Annotated in this window: 18 protein-coding genes and 1 tRNA gene; 4 read left to right on the top strand and 15 right to left on the bottom strand. The window is 53.0% G+C overall.

Annotation, left to right across the window (positions count from 1 at the left end; genetic code table 11):
- Positions 1-180: 180 nt before the first annotated feature.
- From MPQ_RS10520 to MPQ_RS10505, 4 genes are all read right to left on the bottom strand, one after another.
- The gene (locus MPQ_RS10520; protein ID WP_013442923.1) at positions 181-1,140 is read right to left on the bottom strand and encodes a hypothetical protein; all 960 of its coding nucleotides are present in this window, start codon (positions 1,138-1,140) and stop codon (positions 181-183) included.
- Positions 1,141-1,190: 50 nt separating this feature from the next.
- Complete coding sequence (gene nadS, locus MPQ_RS10515) at positions 1,191-1,478, bottom strand: NadS family protein (RefSeq protein ID WP_013442922.1); 288 nt, start codon at positions 1,476-1,478, stop codon at positions 1,191-1,193.
- Positions 1,479-1,480: 2 nt separating this feature from the next.
- The gene (locus MPQ_RS10510; RefSeq protein WP_013442921.1) at positions 1,481-1,792 is read right to left on the bottom strand and encodes a type II toxin-antitoxin system RelE/ParE family toxin; all 312 of its coding nucleotides are present in this window, start codon (positions 1,790-1,792) and stop codon (positions 1,481-1,483) included.
- Positions 1,793-1,936: 144 nt separating this feature from the next.
- Positions 1,937-4,336 carry a catalase gene (locus MPQ_RS10505; RefSeq protein ID WP_013442920.1) on the bottom strand — a complete coding sequence of 800 codons (2,400 nt, stop codon included), beginning with the start codon at positions 4,334-4,336 and terminating at the stop codon, positions 1,937-1,939.
- Positions 4,337-4,661: 325 nt separating this feature from the next.
- On the opposite strand from MPQ_RS10505, the gene MPQ_RS10500 reads away from it, so the two are divergent.
- Complete coding sequence (locus MPQ_RS10500) at positions 4,662-4,898, top strand: hypothetical protein (protein ID WP_013442918.1); 237 nt, start codon at positions 4,662-4,664, stop codon at positions 4,896-4,898.
- Positions 4,899-5,018: 120 nt separating this feature from the next.
- Here MPQ_RS10500 and MPQ_RS10495 read toward each other — a convergent pair whose 3' ends face one another.
- The gene (locus MPQ_RS10495) at positions 5,019-5,342 is read right to left on the bottom strand and encodes a P-loop NTPase fold protein (RefSeq protein WP_049821903.1); all 324 of its coding nucleotides are present in this window, start codon (positions 5,340-5,342) and stop codon (positions 5,019-5,021) included.
- 68 nt (positions 5,343-5,410) lie between these two features.
- On the opposite strand from MPQ_RS10495, the gene MPQ_RS10490 reads away from it, so the two are divergent.
- Together MPQ_RS10490 and MPQ_RS10485 are read left to right on the top strand one after the other, a co-directional pair.
- A complete protein-coding gene (locus tag MPQ_RS10490) occupies positions 5,411-5,884 on the top strand; it encodes a hypothetical protein (RefSeq protein WP_148225290.1) in 474 nt (157 codons plus the stop codon).
- A 154-nt stretch (positions 5,885-6,038) separates the two neighbouring features.
- Positions 6,039-6,482: a site-specific integrase gene (locus tag MPQ_RS10485; RefSeq protein WP_369750516.1), complete on the top strand. Its 444-nt coding sequence runs from the start codon at positions 6,039-6,041 to the stop codon at positions 6,480-6,482.
- Positions 6,483-7,260: 778 nt separating this feature from the next.
- Here the strand turns inward: MPQ_RS10485 and MPQ_RS10475 are convergent.
- The 5 genes from MPQ_RS10475 to recA all read right to left on the bottom strand — a co-directional run bounded on the left by MPQ_RS10475 (position 7,261) and on the right by recA (position 12,985).
- Positions 7,261-7,354: transfer RNA gene (locus MPQ_RS10475), tRNA-Ser, on the bottom strand.
- A 62-nt stretch (positions 7,355-7,416) separates the two neighbouring features.
- Positions 7,417-8,640, bottom strand: a complete 1,224-nt coding sequence (locus tag MPQ_RS10470; protein ID WP_013442915.1) for an aspartate kinase — start codon at positions 8,638-8,640, stop codon at positions 7,417-7,419.
- A gap of 78 nt (positions 8,641-8,718) precedes the next feature.
- The gene (alaS, locus tag MPQ_RS10465; protein WP_013442914.1) at positions 8,719-11,343 is read right to left on the bottom strand and encodes an alanine--tRNA ligase; all 2,625 of its coding nucleotides are present in this window, start codon (positions 11,341-11,343) and stop codon (positions 8,719-8,721) included.
- A gap of 30 nt (positions 11,344-11,373) precedes the next feature.
- Positions 11,374-11,937, bottom strand: coding sequence for a regulatory protein RecX (locus MPQ_RS10460; RefSeq protein ID WP_013442913.1), 564 nt, complete (start codon positions 11,935-11,937; stop codon positions 11,374-11,376).
- A gap of 13 nt (positions 11,938-11,950) precedes the next feature.
- Complete coding sequence (gene recA / locus MPQ_RS10455; protein ID WP_013442912.1) at positions 11,951-12,985, bottom strand: recombinase RecA; 1,035 nt, start codon at positions 12,983-12,985, stop codon at positions 11,951-11,953.
- Positions 12,986-13,267: 282 nt separating this feature from the next.
- Here recA and MPQ_RS10450 point away from each other — a divergent pair, with 282 nt between their 5' ends.
- Complete coding sequence (locus MPQ_RS10450) at positions 13,268-13,567, top strand: hypothetical protein (RefSeq protein ID WP_041362848.1); 300 nt, start codon at positions 13,268-13,270, stop codon at positions 13,565-13,567.
- Between the two features lie 81 nt (positions 13,568-13,648).
- Here the strand turns inward: MPQ_RS10450 and MPQ_RS10445 are convergent, their stop codons facing one another.
- The 5 genes from MPQ_RS10445 to mog all read right to left on the bottom strand — a co-directional run bounded on the left by MPQ_RS10445 (position 13,649) and on the right by mog (position 17,495).
- Positions 13,649-14,149: a CinA family protein gene (locus tag MPQ_RS10445; protein ID WP_013442910.1), complete on the bottom strand. Its 501-nt coding sequence runs from the start codon at positions 14,147-14,149 to the stop codon at positions 13,649-13,651.
- The gene (locus tag MPQ_RS10440) at positions 14,122-14,640 is read right to left on the bottom strand and encodes a phosphatidylglycerophosphatase A (RefSeq protein WP_013442909.1); all 519 of its coding nucleotides are present in this window, start codon (positions 14,638-14,640) and stop codon (positions 14,122-14,124) included. Before MPQ_RS10440 ends, MPQ_RS10445 begins: the two co-directional genes overlap by 28 nt.
- A gap of 68 nt (positions 14,641-14,708) precedes the next feature.
- Positions 14,709-15,803 (bottom strand): HAF repeat-containing protein, encoded by a 1,095-nt coding sequence (locus MPQ_RS13580; protein ID WP_013442908.1) that lies wholly within the window; start codon positions 15,801-15,803, stop codon positions 14,709-14,711.
- 133 nt (positions 15,804-15,936) lie between these two features.
- Positions 15,937-16,893: a thiamine-phosphate kinase gene (thiL, locus tag MPQ_RS10430; RefSeq protein WP_013442907.1), complete on the bottom strand. Its 957-nt coding sequence runs from the start codon at positions 16,891-16,893 to the stop codon at positions 15,937-15,939.
- Between the two features lie 11 nt (positions 16,894-16,904).
- Positions 16,905-17,495 carry a molybdopterin adenylyltransferase gene (mog, locus tag MPQ_RS10425; protein WP_041362323.1) on the bottom strand — a complete coding sequence of 197 codons (591 nt, stop codon included), beginning with the start codon at positions 17,493-17,495 and terminating at the stop codon, positions 16,905-16,907.
- Positions 17,496-17,562 lie beyond the last annotated feature (67 nt).

Below are 17,562 nucleotides of genomic sequence, written 5' to 3'. Positions count from 1 at the left end.
GCGGGGAGTGATTCAGATTAGGAGGCTAGTTTGTGGAGGGGGTGTTACAGGTTTGTGACAATGGGGTTGGGACTTAGGCAAGGTGCCCATTTATGTCACTGATGTGAGGATAGTCAGTGTTTAAGTCGTGTAGTTGCGTTGCAAAATTAAGACCTAATAATTTTAAATTATTTAGTTGATTTATGATTTATCTTTCTGATCAATCATTAGAAACTCTGGTTTATAAATTTCGCAAAATACCTCAGCTCCGAATTTTATTGCTAAAGCTGCCATAGTGATGGCAATCATTGCCCCAGAAATACTCCACGAGCCAAACGCAGTTATAATCGCAGCCGATATATATTTTTTATCATGAACAACTGATAGTCCTTCGGACCAAGCTTTATGCAATTCACTTTCTGAATTGCATAAAGCCTTCCATGCCACTCTTTTTAATGCAGACTGTGCCCTCTTCCCTAACTCTGACTTATCTAATGCAGGAGGTGGTGGAAGCAGTTTGTAATCTGGCGCAGGTAATCTGTTTTTATAGGTTTCACGAGTATATGTTAATAAATCAATTGATTTTTTTGGGATGTGGTTTCCCAGCTGGAGCAATATTTCATCCTCATTTTTTGTCATTACTAAATGAGCTGCTTCTTTATCAACTCTGTCGATAGAAATCTCTTCAGGATTTTTTTCAATTAACCCTGCCAAAATACTTTCTTCTTCAAGCCGTATTATTAACCTTCTGTGAAACTGGCTTTTTCTTTTTTCTGACGTAATATTGTTTATAGATTCAACGGCTTCATGAATTAAAAATTTTGCTTTATTTAATTCGTTTTCTCTAAGGTGACATATTGCTAGTAGAGCAGTCGCTTCAAGGTAAACTCTAGTTTTTGGCGATACTTTCTGACGAGTCCCCTCAAGTCCCATCTTAGCGAATGTTAAGTTGTTGGCTTCGATGGAGGTCTCATAAAGCCAATTTTTTGCTTGTTGTAATCTAGTCTCGTGACCAGTATTTCTAAGTAAACTTTGAATTTCTGCCGTTATTATTTTTGCATTATTAATGTCTGCAATCGGTACGCAGTTTCTTAATCTAGGTTCTAGAATGGCAAGTCTTTTTTTCTGCACGTCACTAAGAGGAAGATAGTTTTTTCTCATTTTTGCTTTCCAATTTAACGGTCAGAGACCTCTTATAAGTTTTCTTAACTTTAATGCAACGCCCTCAACGCCGCCGCAGGTTCTTTCTCCACAATCGTCAATAACGCCGCTGCAGCTCCCGTAGGCTTGCGCCGGTTCTGCTCCCAATTTCTTAATGTGGCTACTTTTACGCCGATGAGCTGGGCAAACTCTGTCTGGCTCAGGCCGACTTTGTCGCGGATGGCCTTGGCGTCGGGCGTGTGGATTTCAGTGACTTTGCCGGGCGCTATCTCGCTGCGGCGAATGGCAACGGCTTCTTTCAGGCTTTGTTGCAAATCTTCAAACAATGTTTTGTCCATGTTCATAGCTCCTTTACCAACTTGCGCAATATTGCGGTTTCTTTATCTGTGAGATTGTCTTTTACGTTCTTGGGGTAAGCCACCAGCATCAAAATCTGGTCGTCATCGGTAATCCAGTAGTAGATCACCCTTATACCGCCGCTTTTGCCAGTGCCTGTTCTTTTCCAGCGTAGTTTGCGGATTCCTCCGCCATTCTTGATGAGATCGCCTGCATCTGGCTGGCGGGCAAGCTCTTCTTGCAATTTGCCATATTCCTCATCGGGGAGCAGGTCTGTAATCAGTCTGGTGAAGGTGGGCGTTTCAATGAAAATCATCCGGAAACTATACGCCATTGGCGTATTTATTCAAGAGGTGTGCGGGTGGTTAATATTGAAAATATCCAAACCAATCAAAGCCAAAGGGCTAGCAGAAGCTAGCCCTTTGGGTTGGTGGTGCTTAGTTACTTTGTATTAATACCTCTAAACCATAGGCGGATCCGTCTCCCGCGCAAAGCTTCTTGGGCTACCCACTAGCTGCACAAAGTTCTGCAGTGCATCTTCCAAAGTATTCACCGCCAGCAGGGTGGGGTCTGGCGAGCCATCGACCAGGGTTTCCGGGATGCCTGCGGTTTGCAGCAGCTGTTGGCTGGCGCCGATGGCGAGCATGGGTTTGCAGTGACGGTATTGGTCGCGCAGGAATTCCAGGGTTTGGCCGCTGGCGGCGAGGTTTTCGGCGACGAGCTTGCCATCTGGCAGGGCGACGGCGTCGAACAATACGCTGGGCATGGTTTCTATGCTGCCTTCGGCATTGAGTGCTGCGCCGTCGTCTGCTTTTACTGGGCCTAGCTGCAGGCCGAGCAAGCGGGGCACGCCGCCTTCAGCGAGGATGGCGTCGTAAAGCGTTTGTACGCTGTCACCATCTACACCATCGGCCAGGAGTATGGCGACGCGGCGGCCGAGCAGCATGCCATTGCCGGGGAAGTGTTGCTCGGAGAGGGCGGTGGACGGTGGTGGCACGGGGAAGTCTGTGCTGCTGGCGAGCGGGGCGGCCTCGGGCAGGGCAATGCCTAGCCCGGCGGCGACGCCTGCGGCCAGCTCTTCATCCACATTTACCAGCAATGAGACGACGCGCTCGCGTATGGCCTGGGTTTGCACGCGGGTGAGCTCAAAGCGGAAGGCGTTGATGATGTGCTGCTGCTCGGGCGGGGATTGGCTGATCCAGAATAGCCGGGCTTGCGAGTAGTGGTCGGCAAATTTTTCTGGGCGGCCGCGCACTTTGTCTTCGGTAATGGTTTCGGGGAAGCTGGTGAAGCCTTGCATGCCAGCCTGGAATGGACAGCCGCCTGCCAGGGAGTTGGGCTCATACGCGACACGGCCACGCGGGATGGACTGGCGGTGCATGCCATCGCGCTGGTTGTTGTGCACGGGCTTGAGCGGGGCGTTAATGGGCAGCTCGTGAAAGTTGACGCCACCGAGGCGGCTGATCTGCGTATCCAGATAAGAGTGGATGCGGCCTTGCAGCAGCGGGTCGTTGCTGAAGTCGATGCCGGGGATGATGTGAGCGGTGCAAAACGCCACTTGCTCGGTTTCGGCAAAGAAGTTGTCGGGGTTGCGGTTTAGCACCATCTTGCCGATGGGGGTGACGGGTACCATTTCTTCGGGGATGAGCTTGGTCGGGTCCAGCACGTCAAAGCTGAATTCCTCGGCCTGGGCTTCGGTGAATACCTGCACGCCCAGCTCCCACTCGGGGTAGGCGCCTGCTTCGATGGCTTCCCACAAATCACGGCGGTGAAAGTCGGGGTCGGCACCGCCCAGTTTCACGGCTTCATCCCACACCAGCGAATGCACCCCAGCGACGGGCGTCCAGTGAAACTTGCAGAACACGGATTCGTTTTTGTCATTCACCAGGCGGAAGGTGTGCACGCCAAAGCCTTGCATCATTCGGTAGCTACGCGGAATGGCGCGGTCCGACATCTGCCATAGCAGCATGTGGGTGGATTCGGGCATGAGCGAAACAAAATCCCAATAGGTATCGTGTGCGCTGGAGGCCTGCGGCATGCCAAAATGCGGCTCGGGTTTTACTGCGTGAACCAGGTCGGGGAATTTCATCGCATCCTGGATGAAAAACACCGGGATGTTGTTGCCGACCAGATCCCAATTGCCTGCGTCGGTATAAAACTTGACGGCAAAGCCGCGTACATCACGCGCGGTATCCATGGATCCACGCTCGCCCGCCACGGTGGAGAAGCGCACGAATACCGGCGTCTGCTTGCCCGCCTCGTTAAACGGCGCGGCCTTGGTGAGGTCGGTGAGCGGTTTGTAATTCTCAAAATAGCCATGGGCAGCGGAGCCACGCGCATGCACCACGCGCTCGGGGATGCGCTCATGGTCAAAATGCGTGAGCTTCTCACGCAGGATAAAGTCTTCCATCGCCGTCGGTCCGCGCAGACCGATCTTCAGCGAATCCTGATTGCTGGCGACATTCACACCCTGATTGGTGGTCAGCATCTGTCCTGCGGAGTCCACACGCACTCGGTCCAGATCGCCCTTCATGCGGTTTTCACCGGCAGGCGCTTTGCCTTCGCCAGTCTTGGGCGATGCTACCGTTTCATTCACCGTGCTACTGGTAGCCGCAGGCGAATCCGGCAAACTGAATGCCCCTGTGTAAGGGCAACGCGCCGCCTCGCCATACTCCTCGGCCTTGGATGGGTTATGCGGAATCGAAGCCGACAGCTGGTCCGTGCCCGCGACTTTTTCCACCAGCTTGGCCGGCCCGGCCGCCTTGGGGGTATCGGGCGGAGTATGCGTGGAAGGGCCCGACACCGTGCCCTGCGCTGCCCCCGTACCAATCGAATTCTTAGCCTTACGTTGAGACGCCATGACAGTTCCTTATGAAGTTGGGAATGCGTTGCCGCAAGAGACCCCGAGCATAGGCGGAACTACCATGCCCTTTCATCGGTAAAGTCCTTAAAGGGGTGTAGGAGGATTTGGTGATGGGGGGCGAAAGGTGCGCAGGCGGGGGAGAAAGGGGATGCTTGAATGCCTGGGCCAAACGCTATCGGCCAATAGCAGACGCTCGCAAATGGTGTTAGATTGGACGAATGATCATATTGTGCTGGATGCGTTTGGATTTAATCAGCAAAGATAATTAACCTACCCAGCTCTACAATTCTAGAAATCGATTTAAACCAATTCAGGAGAATCCATGGAATCCAACCCAAGAGAGCATTTGGAATTTGTCAGAAACTCAGAAATATCAGATGAGATTTATGACGCTTATTCTTATGAAAATATCGTTGGGAAACTGGTCTATGTCCACGCAACCGATAGCTTTCATTACCATGATTACACCGTGACACCGACCCAATCCCTGGATTTGGCCTCTGCAAATCTGGAAGTTTGTGAAGAAAAAGTGGCGGATTATTACTTAGCGAAGGAATAGCCAGGCGCATTGATCTGTCCGAAACCTACCGGTAAAGTCAGATGAAAAGTCGGGTGTTTAAACGTTGCCTGATAAGTTAACGCATCGCAAGGCAACAGCAGTGCCAGAAATGACAAAAGGCTAGCATAAGTCTAAATCAACATGTATTGATGTTTTAATAAATCCCTTAAATAACTTCCCCGCGAGTACCATTTTTTTAGAACCAAGTATTGGATGAACTGCACGGTAAAGTTCATTATCAATTTCCGATATACTCCCCATGCCATATACACTTATATGTATTAGCTTTAGTCTCTTACCTTCGAGATCATTCTTGATTTTTTTTATAAACCATGTTTTTCCTGTACCCCATTTCCCTTTAATTAATATTGCATATCCTGGAGCTTCTTTTTTCTCGCAGTAGGATTCTATATATTCTTTTATTAGTTTATTTATATCGCTCATTATTACTCCTTCGTTATGTTTCAATTTTTTTTTGATGTGTCTTTCGTTGCTATGGGAGGGGACTTTATGTGTCCTTTCTAAATATTTCTAATAATATTTTCTCCCAAAAATCGGATGAAACCTTTATGACCCGACCTTCTAAAACTTCTGAGAAGCTTATTAACAGTATTGCAGAGATGGTAACCCCCTCAAAAGATGTCAAGGAAAATCATAGTCGTGTGGCGCACCTAACACTAGAACAACTCAACTTTCTTGATCAGATTGAGAAAGAGGCAATCACTAATTTCGTTGGAGTACTGGATGAGCTCGAAGCTGCTCTGGGAATGCTGCGTATTGGGCATCATGTGGGTTGCAAAGTCCTTTACCTTGTCCATAGCAAAAAGACTATACATAAGTATGAGGATATTCTAGGGATAAAAATTCGAGACCTTTTTGATGAAACTGGCCCAAACTCTTATAGATCAGTGGGGCTAGGGATTTCTGAAAAATTCTCTAATTTCTGGAAATTCGTCTCGGGCGATATCAATCCGACCAGAGAATAGAAAGAAAATCGAAGAAGATTCGAGTGAGGGGGAAATAAATTTCCCTCAGGGTTCTGTCCCCCTTTTGTTCGTTTATTGTTTGGAGGAACTCAAGGAGCCCTTGCATTGATATTCACCGATCTACTGGGACTGAGCAGGAAACCCTCGCGCAGGAATACCACGACCGCCTAAAAGGCGCATATCATGGATACATCCAGACCAAGCTAAAGCACGTAAAGCGATAGCAGTACCGCTGAATGCTGAAGCTGTGTTGCTGATCCGTAAACAGATGGGGCGGCACCCCCGGTTTGTATTCAGCTATCGAGGAAAGCCGATTATCCAAGTCAGCACTAAGGCTTGGTATAAAGGATTAGCAGCGGCGGGTATTGAAGACTTCCGCTGGCATGATCTACTGCATACTTGGGCAAGTTGGCATGTGCAAAATGGCTCACCATTATTTGCCTTGCAGGAGCTAGGCGGTTGGGAGAGTCCTGAGATGGTGAGGCGCTACGCCCAGCTTTCAGCGGATCATCTGGCGCCTTATGCGGACAAGCTTTGCGAATTAAGGGGAGTGAGTGTGTCGGAGCATGACACAAATGTGGCACACGGCCAGAAATGACAAAAGGCTAGCATAAGCTAGCCTTTTGTTTGTTTGGTGCGCCCGAAGAGATTCGAACTCCTGACCCCTTGGCTTGTAGTGGCGTTATTAAAAAATAAATTATTTTATAAACATGGACTTGCAGCACTTTCCATCACTTTATTATCGACGCCACCCAAATGCAACCATATTGGATATGGTCAGTATTGGTAACAAATTTCATATCTGAAATTTATAGTCGGATATGTGAATCCATGGATAAATGAGCGAAGTGTAGTTTTTTTATAGTTAGTTAACATCAAGTATGGATTCATCCTTAATATTTTTTATATTTTCACTACATTCTAAAAAAGCATCAGCAAGTTCTAAGAAATGATTCCTTCTAACAACGCCTTCCTTTTTAGATGCTTTCCTTAACGCGATAGAAACCTTTTTATGCCATGCGTATTCAGATACTATTTTTACTGCATAACTCGTTAATTGATATCTTTCTTTTGTTAAGTATTTTACTAAAGTCCATCGATCTCTATACTCAAGCTTTAGTAGTTCTTCTATGAATACATTTACATCAAAGAACTGAACTTAAGAATTGGCAGTTCATAATAGAGCCCTGCTGGTTTTATTTCGTTTACAAATTCTAATTTTTCTTTGCTTATTTTTTTGAAAGAGATTCGAACTCCTGACCCCTTGGTTCGTAGCCAAGTACTCTATCCAGCTGAGCTACGGGCGCGTGAGGCGTGCATTATACAAGAAGCAGGATTTTATTCCAGTAAAACTTGATGATGTGCCTTTGAAACTTTGGCGGAGAGCGAGGGATTCGAACCCTCGATACAGGTTTAAGCCCGTATGCTTCCTTAGCAGGGAAGTGCCTTCGACCACTCGGCCAGCTCTCCGCACGAGGGCGTAACAATACTTGATTACGCCCCAAAAATCAACGCTCGTGGCGCTTATCTTTTTAAGCTTCTTCCAGATCAAATGCTTTATGCAGAACGCGGACGGCGAGCTCCATGTATTTTTCGTCGATGACGACGGCGATTTTGATTTCGCTGGTGGAAATCATCTGGATATTGATGCCTTCTTCGGCCAGGGTGCGGAACATCTGGCTGGCGATGCCGACGTGCGAGCGCATGCCGACACCAACTACCGATACCTTGGCAATTTTGTCGTCGCCTACGATTTCGCGGGCATTGATGTGCGCTTGTACGCCACGCAGGATGTCCAGAGCCTTGCTCAGCTCGTTTTTATGAACGGTGAAGGTGAAGTCGGTGGTGCCATCGGCGCTGACGTTCTGGATGATCATGTCGATGTCGATATTGGCATCGGCGATGGGACCGAGGATCTGGTAGGCGATGCCTGGGCGGTCGGGCACGCCGAGCACGGTCACTTTGGCTTCGTCGCGGTTGAAGGCGATGCCGGAGATGATAGGTTGTTCCATGTTGTCATTTTCCTCAAACGTAATCAGGGTGCCGTCGCCTTCTTCTTCAAAGCTGGACAGCACGCGTAACTTGACCTTGTATTTGCCTGCAAACTCGACCGAGCGAATCTGCAATACCTTGGAGCCTTGGCTGGCGAGTTCCAGCATTTCTTCAAAGGTGATGGATTTGAGCCGGCGGGCTTCGGGCACCACGCGCGGGTCGGTGGTGTAGACGCCGTCTACATCGGTGTAGATCTGGCATTCATCGGCCTTGAGCGCAGCGGCAATCGCTACGCCGGTGGTGTCTGAGCCGCCACGGCCCAGGGTGGTGATGTTGCCTTGCTCGTCCACGCCCTGGAAGCCAGCAACGACCACGACATAACCTGCATTCAGGTCAGCGCGGATGCGGGATTCATCAATATTCAGGATGCGCGCTTTGGTAAAGGCGCTGTCGGTCACAATGCGCACCTGGCTGCCGGTGTAGCTCTTGGCCTTGAGGCCGAGGTCCATCAGCGCCATGGCGGTGAGGCCGATGGTGACTTGCTCGCCGGTGGATACCATCACATCCAGCTCGCGTGGGTCTGGTGTGGGCATGATTTCCTTGGCCAGGGCAATCAGGCGATTGGTTTCGCCAGACATGGCCGAAACCACGACCACGACCTGATGACCAAGCGCTTTGTAGCGGGCCACGCGGCTCGCCAGGTTCTTGATCCGCTCTGGGTTGGCGACTGAAGTGCCGCCGTATTTTTGTACGATAAGTGCCATGTGTCTTGTAGCCTAATTAATTAAACTGCAGATGCGCGCCTTTACCGACAGGGCGTGAAGCCTTGTCGATGCGGGAGCTTAATTCAACTTTGCTTTTACCCAGCCTTCAACGCTGCTGAGCGCTTGTGGCAATTGGCTGGCGTCGGTGCCGCCTGCCATTGCCATGTCGGGTTTGCCGCCGCCTTTGCCGCCCACTTGCCCGGCGACGAAGTTGACCAGTTCGCCCGCTTTTAGTTTGGCGATCAAGTCAGGCGTTACGCCCGCTGCCAGGCTAACCTTGCCGTCGTTGGCGCTTGCCAGCACGATGGCAGCCGATTTCAGCTTGTCTTTCAGCTTGTCCATCGTCTCGCGCAAGGTGTTGGCGTCTGCGCCTTCCAGCGTGGCTGCCAGCACCTTGATGCCGCCGAGATCCACGGCCTGATTCACCAGATCATCCCCTTGAGAGGAGGCGAGCTTGGATTTGAGGCGGGCGAGTTCTTTTTCCAGGGTTTTGACGTTGTCCATCAACTGGCCCAGTTTGGCCGGGACTTCGCTGGCGGGGGCTTTCAGCTCTGCGGCGATCTGACCCAGCAGGGCTTGCTGTTGCTGCATGAGCTTCAGCGCATTTTCGCCCGTGGTGGCTTCCACGCGACGCACGCCCGCGGCCACGCCACTTTCGCCAGTGATCTTGAACAGACCAATATCGCCGGTGCGGCTGACATGGGTGCCGCCGCACAGCTCGCGCGAGCTGCCGATATCCAGCACGCGCACTTCATCGCCGTATTTTTCGCCGAACAGCATCATGGCGCCGGTTTTCTGCGCATCCTCAATGCCCATCACGCGGGCCTGGGTGGCTTCATTGGCCAGAATTTCAGCATTGACCAGTGCTTCTACCTGACGGATTTCGTCGTCAGTCAAAGGCGCGGTGTGCACGAAGTCAAAGCGGGTTTTTTCGCTATCCACCAGCGAGCCTTTTTGCTGCACGTGGCCGCCCAACACTTCGCGCAGCGCTTTGTGCATGAGGTGGGTGGCGGAGTGGTTACGCATGGTGGCAGCGCGGGCGCGGGTGTTAACGCGAGCTTTCAGGCTATCGCCCTTGCTGATTTTGCCGGTGGTGACCACGCCATGGTGGCCAAATACGCTGGCTTGTACTTTCTGGGTATCTTCTACGGTAAAGATGCCGTCGCTGGCGCGCAGCTCGCCGCTATCGCCCACCTGGCCGCCCGATTCGGCGTAGAACGGTGTGTTGTCCAGCACGACCACGCCAACTTCGCCTTCGCTCAGGCTGTCAACGGCCGCGCCGTCTTTGTACAGCGCCAGCACCAGCGCATCGCTTTCCAGCTTTTCGTAGCCATGGAACTGGGTGGCGGCACCTTCGTACTCCAGATTGGCGGACATCTTGAACTTGCCAGCGGCACGTGCCTGATCTTTCTGGCGTGCCATGGCGGCGTCAAAGGCGGCGGCATCGACGGTAACATCGCGCTCGCGACAGACGTCGGCGGTCAGGTCCAGCGGGAAGCCATAGGTGTCGTGCAGCTTGAAGGCGGTTTCGCCATTGAAGGTCTTGCCACCCTTGGCGGCGATGTCGGCCAGTTCGGTCTCCAGAATCGCCATGCCGTTTTCGATGGTTTCAAAGAAGCGGTCTTCTTCCTGCTTCAGGGTGTCCATCACACGGGTCTGGTTGCTCACCAGCTCGGGGTAGGCCTCGCCCATTTCGATCACGAGGTCCGGCACCAGCTTGTAGAAGAAGGCAGCACGCACGCCCAGCTTGTAGCCGTGGCGAATGGCGCGGCGGATGATGCGGCGCAGCACATAGCCGCGGCCTTCATTGCCGGGGATGACACCATCGGCAATCAGGAAGCTGCAGGCACGGATATGGTCAGCCAATACCTTGAGTGATGGGCTTTCCAGGTCGGTTGTTTTGGTTTCGCGGGCGGCGGCCTTGATCAGTGCCTGGAAGAGATCAATTTCGTAATTGGCATGCACGCCTTGCAGCACGGCGGAGATACGCTCCAGACCCATGCCGGTGTCCACCGATGGCTTGGGCAAGGGATGCATCACGCCTTGTTCATCGCGGTTGAACTGCATGAACACGTTGTTCCAGATTTCGATGAAGCGGTCGCCGTCTTCTTCCGGGCTGCCGGGAGGGCCGCCCCAGATGTGTGCGCCGTGATCATAGAAAATCTCGGTACAGGGGCCGCAGGGGCCGGTGTCGCCCATCATCCAGAAGTTGTCGGAGGCATAGCGCGCGCCTTTGTTATCGCCAATGCGGATAACCTTGTCGGCAGGCACGCCCATTTCCCTGGTCCAGATGTCGTAGGCTTCATCGTCTTCGGCGTAGACCGTGACCAGCAGTTTTTCCTTGGGCAGCTTGTAGACTTCGGTCAACAGTTCCCAGGCATAGGCAATGGCATCGCGCTTGAAGTAATCGCCAAAGCTGAAATTGCCCAGCATTTCAAAGAAGGTATGGTGGCGGGCGGTGTAGCCGACGTTTTCCAGGTCATTGTGCTTGCCGCCTGCGCGTACGCATTTCTGGCTGCTGGCTGCGCGGGTATAGGGGCGCTTGTCAAAACCCAGGAACACATCCTTGAACTGGTTCATGCCCGCATTGGTAAACAGCAGGGTAGGGTCGCCATGCGGCACCAGCGAACTGGATGCCACGACCTGATGCCCCTTGGACGCGAAAAAGTCCAAAAACTGCTGACGTATTTCTTTGCTCTTCATGTTGTGCCTTATGCTTGGCAGCGCACTGCGCTACCTGTCTTCACTGTCTGTTGTTTCGACCTGATTACCTGCGTTGATCACCCGCTTGATCATGTCCATGCTGAAACCGCGGCTCTGCATGAACCTGGCCTGCTTCGCCCATTCTTCGCGGCTGGCTGGCGGCTGCGCAAATTTCTTGCGATAAATCTGCAGCGCATGGCTGAATTCATCCTGCTTTACCTGCTGCATGGCTTCGGCAATCAGCGTGTCATCCACGCCTTTTTGCTTGAGCTCATGCGCAATGCGCATGCTGCCAAACTTCTGCTGGCGCGCGTGTACCACCTGCTCGGTAAAGCGTTGCTCGGATAACCAGCCACGCTGTTTGAAGTCCTGCAGCAGCTGATCCACGTGCTCTTCCAGCTCATCGTCTGGTATTGCGGGCTGCTCAGGGACATCGGCCTGCGCTACTACATCGGCGTCCGCCGAAAAATCTTCAGCATCTTGCCGGGGGAAACGTCTACTGCCAGGCTGCTGCGGTTTGCGCATCAGCTTGCGCTTCAGTTCCAGCGCTGTATGTTCGCGCCTGGCCAGCAAGGCCAGGGCACGCTCACGCAACGCGCTTATGGCTTTACTCTTCGCCGTCGTCATCCGGGGCGACGGTCATGGCGGCACCGGCCAGATTGGAATTGGCGCGGATTTTGGCGTCAATTTCATTGGCAATGTCAGCATGCTCGCGCAGGTATTCGCGGGCATTATCCTTGCCCTGACCAATCTTTTCACCCTTGTAGCTGTACCAGGCGCCGGATTTTTCAACCAGTTTCAGGTTAACGCCCATCTCGATGATTTCGCCTTCGCGCGAAATGCCCTCGCCGTACAGAATGTCGAACTCAGCCTGCTTGAATGGCGGCGCAACTTTGTTCTTGACCACTTTGACGCGGGTTTCGGAGCCAATCACTTCGTCACCCTTCTTGATCGCGCCGGTGCGGCGGATATCCAGGCGAACCGATGCGTAAAACTTCAGGGCGTTACCACCGGTGGTGGTTTCGGGGTTGCCGAACATCACACCGATCTTCATGCGGATCTGGTTGATGAAAATCACCAGGGTATTGGTGCGCTTGATGTTGGCAGTCAGCTTGCGCAGCGCTTGCGACATCAGGCGGGCTTGCAGACCCATGTGGGAGTCGCCCATTTCGCCTTCGATTTCGGCTTTGGGTGTCAGTGCAGCCACCGAGTCCACTACCACGATATCCACTGAGCCTGAGCGTACAAGCATGTCGGCGATTTCCAGGGCTTGCTCGCCCGTGTCTGGTTGCGAGATCAGGAGGTCGGAAACGTTAACGCCGAGCTTTTGGGCATATTGTGGGTCGAGTGCGTGTTCGGCATCGATAAAGGCTGCGGTGCCGCCCATTTTTTGCATCTGGGCGATGACAGACAGCGTCAGTGTGGTTTTGCCGGAAGATTCCGGACCGTAGATTTCAATGATGCGGCCGCGAGGCAAGCCGCCAATGCCCAGCGCGATGTCGAGGCCGAGCGAGCCGGTCGATACGGCCTGAATGTCGGCTGCGACATCCGTATCGCCCATGCGCATGATAGAACCTTTGCCGAATTGCTTCTCGATTTGCGAGAGGGCCGCGGCGAGCGCTTTGCTTTTGTTTTCGTCCATGAATCTGCCTTTGTTGGTGTGCCTGATAAAGCCTGTAATTATTTCATAATTCAGTACTTAAGGTAAGCAAAGACGCGCATTGCTGTCGCCTTTCCGCTCTTCTGGCTCAAGATAAATGACATGCGTCACTGCCAGCGAACCTCATGCGCAGATTGCGGTCATAGGTACACAACGGTAGGTATAAAAAAATTAAAGTATCGCGTTTTAAAGCTGTAAACAGAATTCGGGGCAAACACGTTTTAAGCATGACTTCCACACCATGGAAGTGATGAGGAGATGAACATGAGATTATTCAAACGCTTGCTGCTGGGTCTGACGCTGACACTGGCTAGCATGGGTGCCGCCCACGCCCACGATTCTTTCAGTATTGGCCTCAACATTGGTGGGCCAGGTTATTACGGCCCGCCGCCCGGGGCTTATTACGCACCCCCCCCAGTGATTTATCGTGCACCGCCAGTGGTGTATTTTGGCGCACCCCCTCCTGTGTACTACCGGCCGTATGAACCTCGGATTTACTACCGGGAATATGACGGTGGCCGCTACCACCATCATGACCGTGGTCGGCATGGTGGCTGGCGCTAAAAAGGGCGGTCTTCGCCCATAAGGTAAAAAAGCGATTGCCTGAAAAGCAGTCGCTTTTTTATGTCTGATCGTCAGCTGTTTTTACGCCTGCATGGGTTGCTTGAGCAGTTGTAGCAGACCTTCGAAAATAGCTTGCACGGCTTGTGCCCGGATTTGCTGGCGATTGCCACTGAAATGGCGGGTAGTGCTGACAATATTACCCGGTGTGGCCCAGGCAAAGCACACCATGCCCACCGGCTTGGCCTGCGTGCCGCCGCCGGGACCGGCAATGCCGGTAATCGCCGCTGCAATATGGGCGCGACCTCGATGTAACGCCCCGTGGGCCATTTCAATCGCCGTCTGTTCGCTTACTGCGCCATAAGTCTCCAGAGTCGCCGGATTAACCCCCAGCATGCTGATTTTTGCCGCGTTGCTGTAAGTGATATGCGCGCTCTCAAACCAGGTTGAGCTGCCTGGGATTTCGGTAATCAGGCTGGCGGCCATGCCGCCCGTACAGGACTCCGCCAGCGACAGCAGCAAGCCTTGCTGCTGCAGGGTGTTGCCTAGGCTGCGTGTCAGCTCCAGTAATTCAGTTTTATCCATAAGCCGCCTTGCAAAAAGGCAATGGCATACCCTGCTGCCAGCAAGTCATCCAGCATGACTCCCAGGCCGCCCTTGATATGCCGATCGCTCAGGTTGATGGGGAAGGGTTTCCAGATATCGAACAGACGAAACAGCAGGAACGCGGCGAGCCATGCCTGCCAGCTGAGCGGTGTGAATTCCAGCACCAGCATGAAAGCCACAATCTCATCCCACACAATGCTGCCATGGTCAGAGGCGCCAAGTGCCTTGCCCGCGATGCCGCAGATATAGATGCCGAGCAGGAACATGCCGGCGAGAATGAGGTAGTGCAGGGGCTCGGCCAGTTGCATCAGGCCGATAAAACATGGGATGCCCAGCAGCGTGCCCCAGGTGCCCGGCGCCTTGCGAGGCAGGCCGCTGCCAAAACCCAGCGCCAGGAAGTGCGCTGGGTGTCGCAGCAGAAAATGACGGTCTGGCCAGTGGATCAATCTTTGTTCCTGAATGAGGTGCATGATTGGTCATCATAGCGCATTCATCTCAGGTGCTGCCAACCCTGCTCAGCAATATGGCATGGGCGGCCTTATGCCATAGGGCGTCTTCGCAAAGCCACTATTGCTCCAATCAGCATCATCAGCCATGTACTGAGCTCAGGTACCGCGCTGATGGGTTTGAGCAGAAACAATTCGGATTGCCCTGTAAGCGTGTTGTTCATGATCCCGACTATCCACCCCAGCTCATTGATATCTGTCGCTTTGCTGAGTATCCAGCCACTCGCCAGAATGGCCGGGTCTACCAGCAGGTTAAGGTCCAGCACCTGACCGGCCTGAAAAGAGACCGCCCGGTCATTGGAGTCGCCTACCGCGATTCCCGCCTCATTGATTTTATAGGCATTGCTATAGTCGGATGCTCCCAGTGTGCCAAGATCCAGCATGCTGCCGTTTTCCCATAAGGTGGCATGCAGACCGGCTTCGTATTCCGCCTGGCCGATGACCTGTCCGGCGTTATTGATGTCATTGGCTATACTCTGCCAATACGCCACAATATTGTTATCGACATCCGTAATAACCCGATTGTCCAAGAGTTGCATGCCAGAAGCAGACCACGATATTGCCTGGGTCGCGGGGATCTGTTCATGCGTAATGGCTTGGCCAACCGCAACCCCCATATCGTTAAGACCGTGCAGTGTTGCTCTTCCATAATAGGTGGCAGACCCTAATGTGATGCCTTCTGCCAAGGGGTAGGCAAACTCGTGGTTTTCTCCATACCCGACCCAGTGTCCATGATTGTTGATGTCTGTCAGGGTGCTTCCCCGGGCTGTGCCATCGTCAATGCCAGTGGGGGTGGTGCCATTCCAGACCACCGCACCCATATACATGCCCGTGGTAGTCGATGAGCCTACGGTTTGCCCGAGATTATTAATGCCAGTGACGTAGGCATAGCCAGGACCGGAGTCAAATGAGCCAATTGGGTTAAGGTAGCTCCAATTGCCTGACGCACTGCGAACACCATTGCTGACGGCGATTTCCCCCAGGTCGTTGATATATGGGGTGCCGTAGGGATTGATTAAGCTGGCGTTGTAAATCGAGGTGAGGTTGTAACTTGGTGCAGCCTGCAGATTGCTGACAGACGCCAACAGTCCAATAAGGCCTAGTGCAATTCCAGAAATCACTTTCATGATAAGTCTCCCCGGATAACGCAAGAAACTGATCGTATGCCTGCCTGAAGTTTACGGGTATAGCCCTAATGCACTAATCTTGCCCTAAAAGAATATATCAAACGTAATGTATTGATTTGTTATTGAAATGTAGTTATGCGAAATGATCAAAGCCTGCTTTTTTGATATCGAGCCGCGTGTCCCCGGCATCGTAAACATCCACACCTGCCTGCGCTCTCGTCTGGCCAATCACGCCCAGGCTCAAGCCTAGCTGCCTGCCTAGCGTGGCAATCTGTTCACGCTTGGCGAATGGCGCGGTAAAGCAGAGCTCATAATCATCACCGCCGCCGAGCACAAAGGATTGCACCGCGTTGTCTGCAATATGCTGGCGGGTGATGGGTGAGAGGGGAATATCGGCAAACCGGATATCTGCCCCCAGCTGCGATGCTTGCAGAATATGGCCGAGATCGGCCAGCAAACCATCGGAAATATCAATGGCGCTGTGAGCTAGCTGGCGCAATGCCAGCCCGAGTGCCGCGCGAGGCTGTGGTTGATGTAGCGCCACGCTGCATTCGGCCAGCGCATCGGCTGTGAGCGGGTAGTGGCCTTGCATGGCGGCGAGTGCCAATGCGGCAGTGCCGAGTGGGCCTGAGACCCAGATATCATCGCCTGCCTTGGCACCGCTGCGGGTAAGGGCCTGCTGCTGCGGTACGATACCCATGATTTGTACGCTGATGGTGAGCGGGCCGCGCGTGGTATCACCGCCTATTAGCGATACGCCAAAACGGTCTGCGCAATCAAAAAAGCCGCGACTGAATTCAGCCAGCCAGGCCTCCTTGATTTCTGGCAGGGCGATAGCCAGCGTTGCCCAGCGGGCTTCCGCCCCCATGGCGGCCATGTCCGAGATATTGACGGCCAGCGATTTCCAGCCTATCCCGTAAGGGGCGGCATCTGCAAAGAAATGCGTGCCCGCGACCAGCATGTCGGCAGATATGGCGAGTTGATGGCCTGGAGGCACGGCGATCAGGGCGGCATCGTCGCCTATGCCCAGCTCGGTGTGCAACTGTGGGCGCCTAAAGTAGCGGGCGATCAGGTCGAATTCAGGTGTCATGCAGCGGGTGTTCAGGCTTGCGGTTTGATGGCGGATTTGGGGCGAAACGCCTTGACGATGCTTTCTTTGGTTTCGATATACGGTGCGCCGATCAGGTCCAGGCAATAAGGCACGGCGGCAAAAATGCCGGGCACCACGGTCTTGCCATCGGCATCTTTCAGGCCTTCCAGAGTTTCCTGTATGGCTTTAGGCTGGCCGGGCAGGTTGATGATCAGACTCTGCTTGCGGATAACGGCTACCTGGCGCGAAAGAATGGCGGTGGGCACAAAATGCAGGCTGATTTGCCGCATCTGCTCGCCGAAGCCCGGCATTTCCTTGTCGGCGACAGCCAGGGTGGCTTCAGGCGTCACATCGCGCAGCGCCGGGCCAGTACCGCCGGTGGTGAGTACCAGGTCGCAGCCTTCATGGTCGACCAGGTCGCGCAGGGTTGCTTCAATCTCGGCTTGCTCATCGGGGATGATGCGTGCCACCGCCTGCCAGGGGGTAAGGAGTACATTGTCCAGCCATGCCTTGAGACTAGGGATGCCTTTGTCTTCATACACGCCAGCGGAGGCGCGATCACTCACGGAAACTAAGCCGACGGTAAGGAATTGTTCTGACATAGTGGTTGTCTACGCAATCGTAATAACAAAATCAAGAATGCCATTATCATAACATCAGCCGACATGT

Source organism: Methylovorus sp. MP688, assembly GCF_000183115.1.
GTDB classification, from domain to species: domain Bacteria; phylum Pseudomonadota; class Gammaproteobacteria; order Burkholderiales; family Methylophilaceae; genus Methylovorus; species Methylovorus glucosotrophus.
The sequence above is the reverse complement of the archived record's forward strand: the minus strand, read 5'-3'. Positions and strand labels throughout refer to the sequence as shown.

What these genes read in the sequence shown, in the direction of transcription:
- MPQ_RS10470 (WP_013442915.1), bottom strand. Translation starts at nt 8,640, where the DNA reads ATGGCACTTATCGTACAAAAATACGGCGGCACTTCAGTCGCCAACCCA.
- MPQ_RS10520 (WP_013442923.1), bottom strand. Translation starts at nt 1,140, where the DNA reads ATGAGAAAAAACTATCTTCCTCTTAGTGACGTGCAGAAAAAAAGACTT.
- thiL (WP_013442907.1), bottom strand. Translation starts at nt 16,893, where the DNA reads ATGACACCTGAATTCGACCTGATCGCCCGCTACTTTAGGCGCCCACAG.
- MPQ_RS10495 (WP_049821903.1), bottom strand. Translation starts at nt 5,342, where the DNA reads ATGAGCGATATAAATAAACTAATAAAAGAATATATAGAATCCTACTGC.
- mog (WP_041362323.1), bottom strand. Translation starts at nt 17,495, where the DNA reads ATGTCAGAACAATTCCTTACCGTCGGCTTAGTTTCCGTGAGTGATCGC.
- nadS (WP_013442922.1), bottom strand. Translation starts at nt 1,478, where the DNA reads ATGGACAAAACATTGTTTGAAGATTTGCAACAAAGCCTGAAAGAAGCC.
- MPQ_RS10450 (WP_041362848.1), top strand. Translation starts at nt 13,268, where the DNA reads ATGAGATTATTCAAACGCTTGCTGCTGGGTCTGACGCTGACACTGGCT.
- recA (WP_013442912.1), bottom strand. Translation starts at nt 12,985, where the DNA reads ATGGACGAAAACAAAAGCAAAGCGCTCGCCGCGGCCCTCTCGCAAATC.
- MPQ_RS10510 (WP_013442921.1), bottom strand. Translation starts at nt 1,792, where the DNA reads ATGATTTTCATTGAAACGCCCACCTTCACCAGACTGATTACAGACCTG.
- MPQ_RS13580 (WP_013442908.1), bottom strand. Translation starts at nt 15,803, where the DNA reads ATGAAAGTGATTTCTGGAATTGCACTAGGCCTTATTGGACTGTTGGCG.
- MPQ_RS10500 (WP_013442918.1), top strand. Translation starts at nt 4,662, where the DNA reads ATGGAATCCAACCCAAGAGAGCATTTGGAATTTGTCAGAAACTCAGAA.
- MPQ_RS10440 (WP_013442909.1), bottom strand. Translation starts at nt 14,640, where the DNA reads ATGCACCTCATTCAGGAACAAAGATTGATCCACTGGCCAGACCGTCAT.
- alaS (WP_013442914.1), bottom strand. Translation starts at nt 11,343, where the DNA reads ATGAAGAGCAAAGAAATACGTCAGCAGTTTTTGGACTTTTTCGCGTCC.
- MPQ_RS10505 (WP_013442920.1), bottom strand. Translation starts at nt 4,336, where the DNA reads ATGGCGTCTCAACGTAAGGCTAAGAATTCGATTGGTACGGGGGCAGCG.
- MPQ_RS10445 (WP_013442910.1), bottom strand. Translation starts at nt 14,149, where the DNA reads ATGGATAAAACTGAATTACTGGAGCTGACACGCAGCCTAGGCAACACC.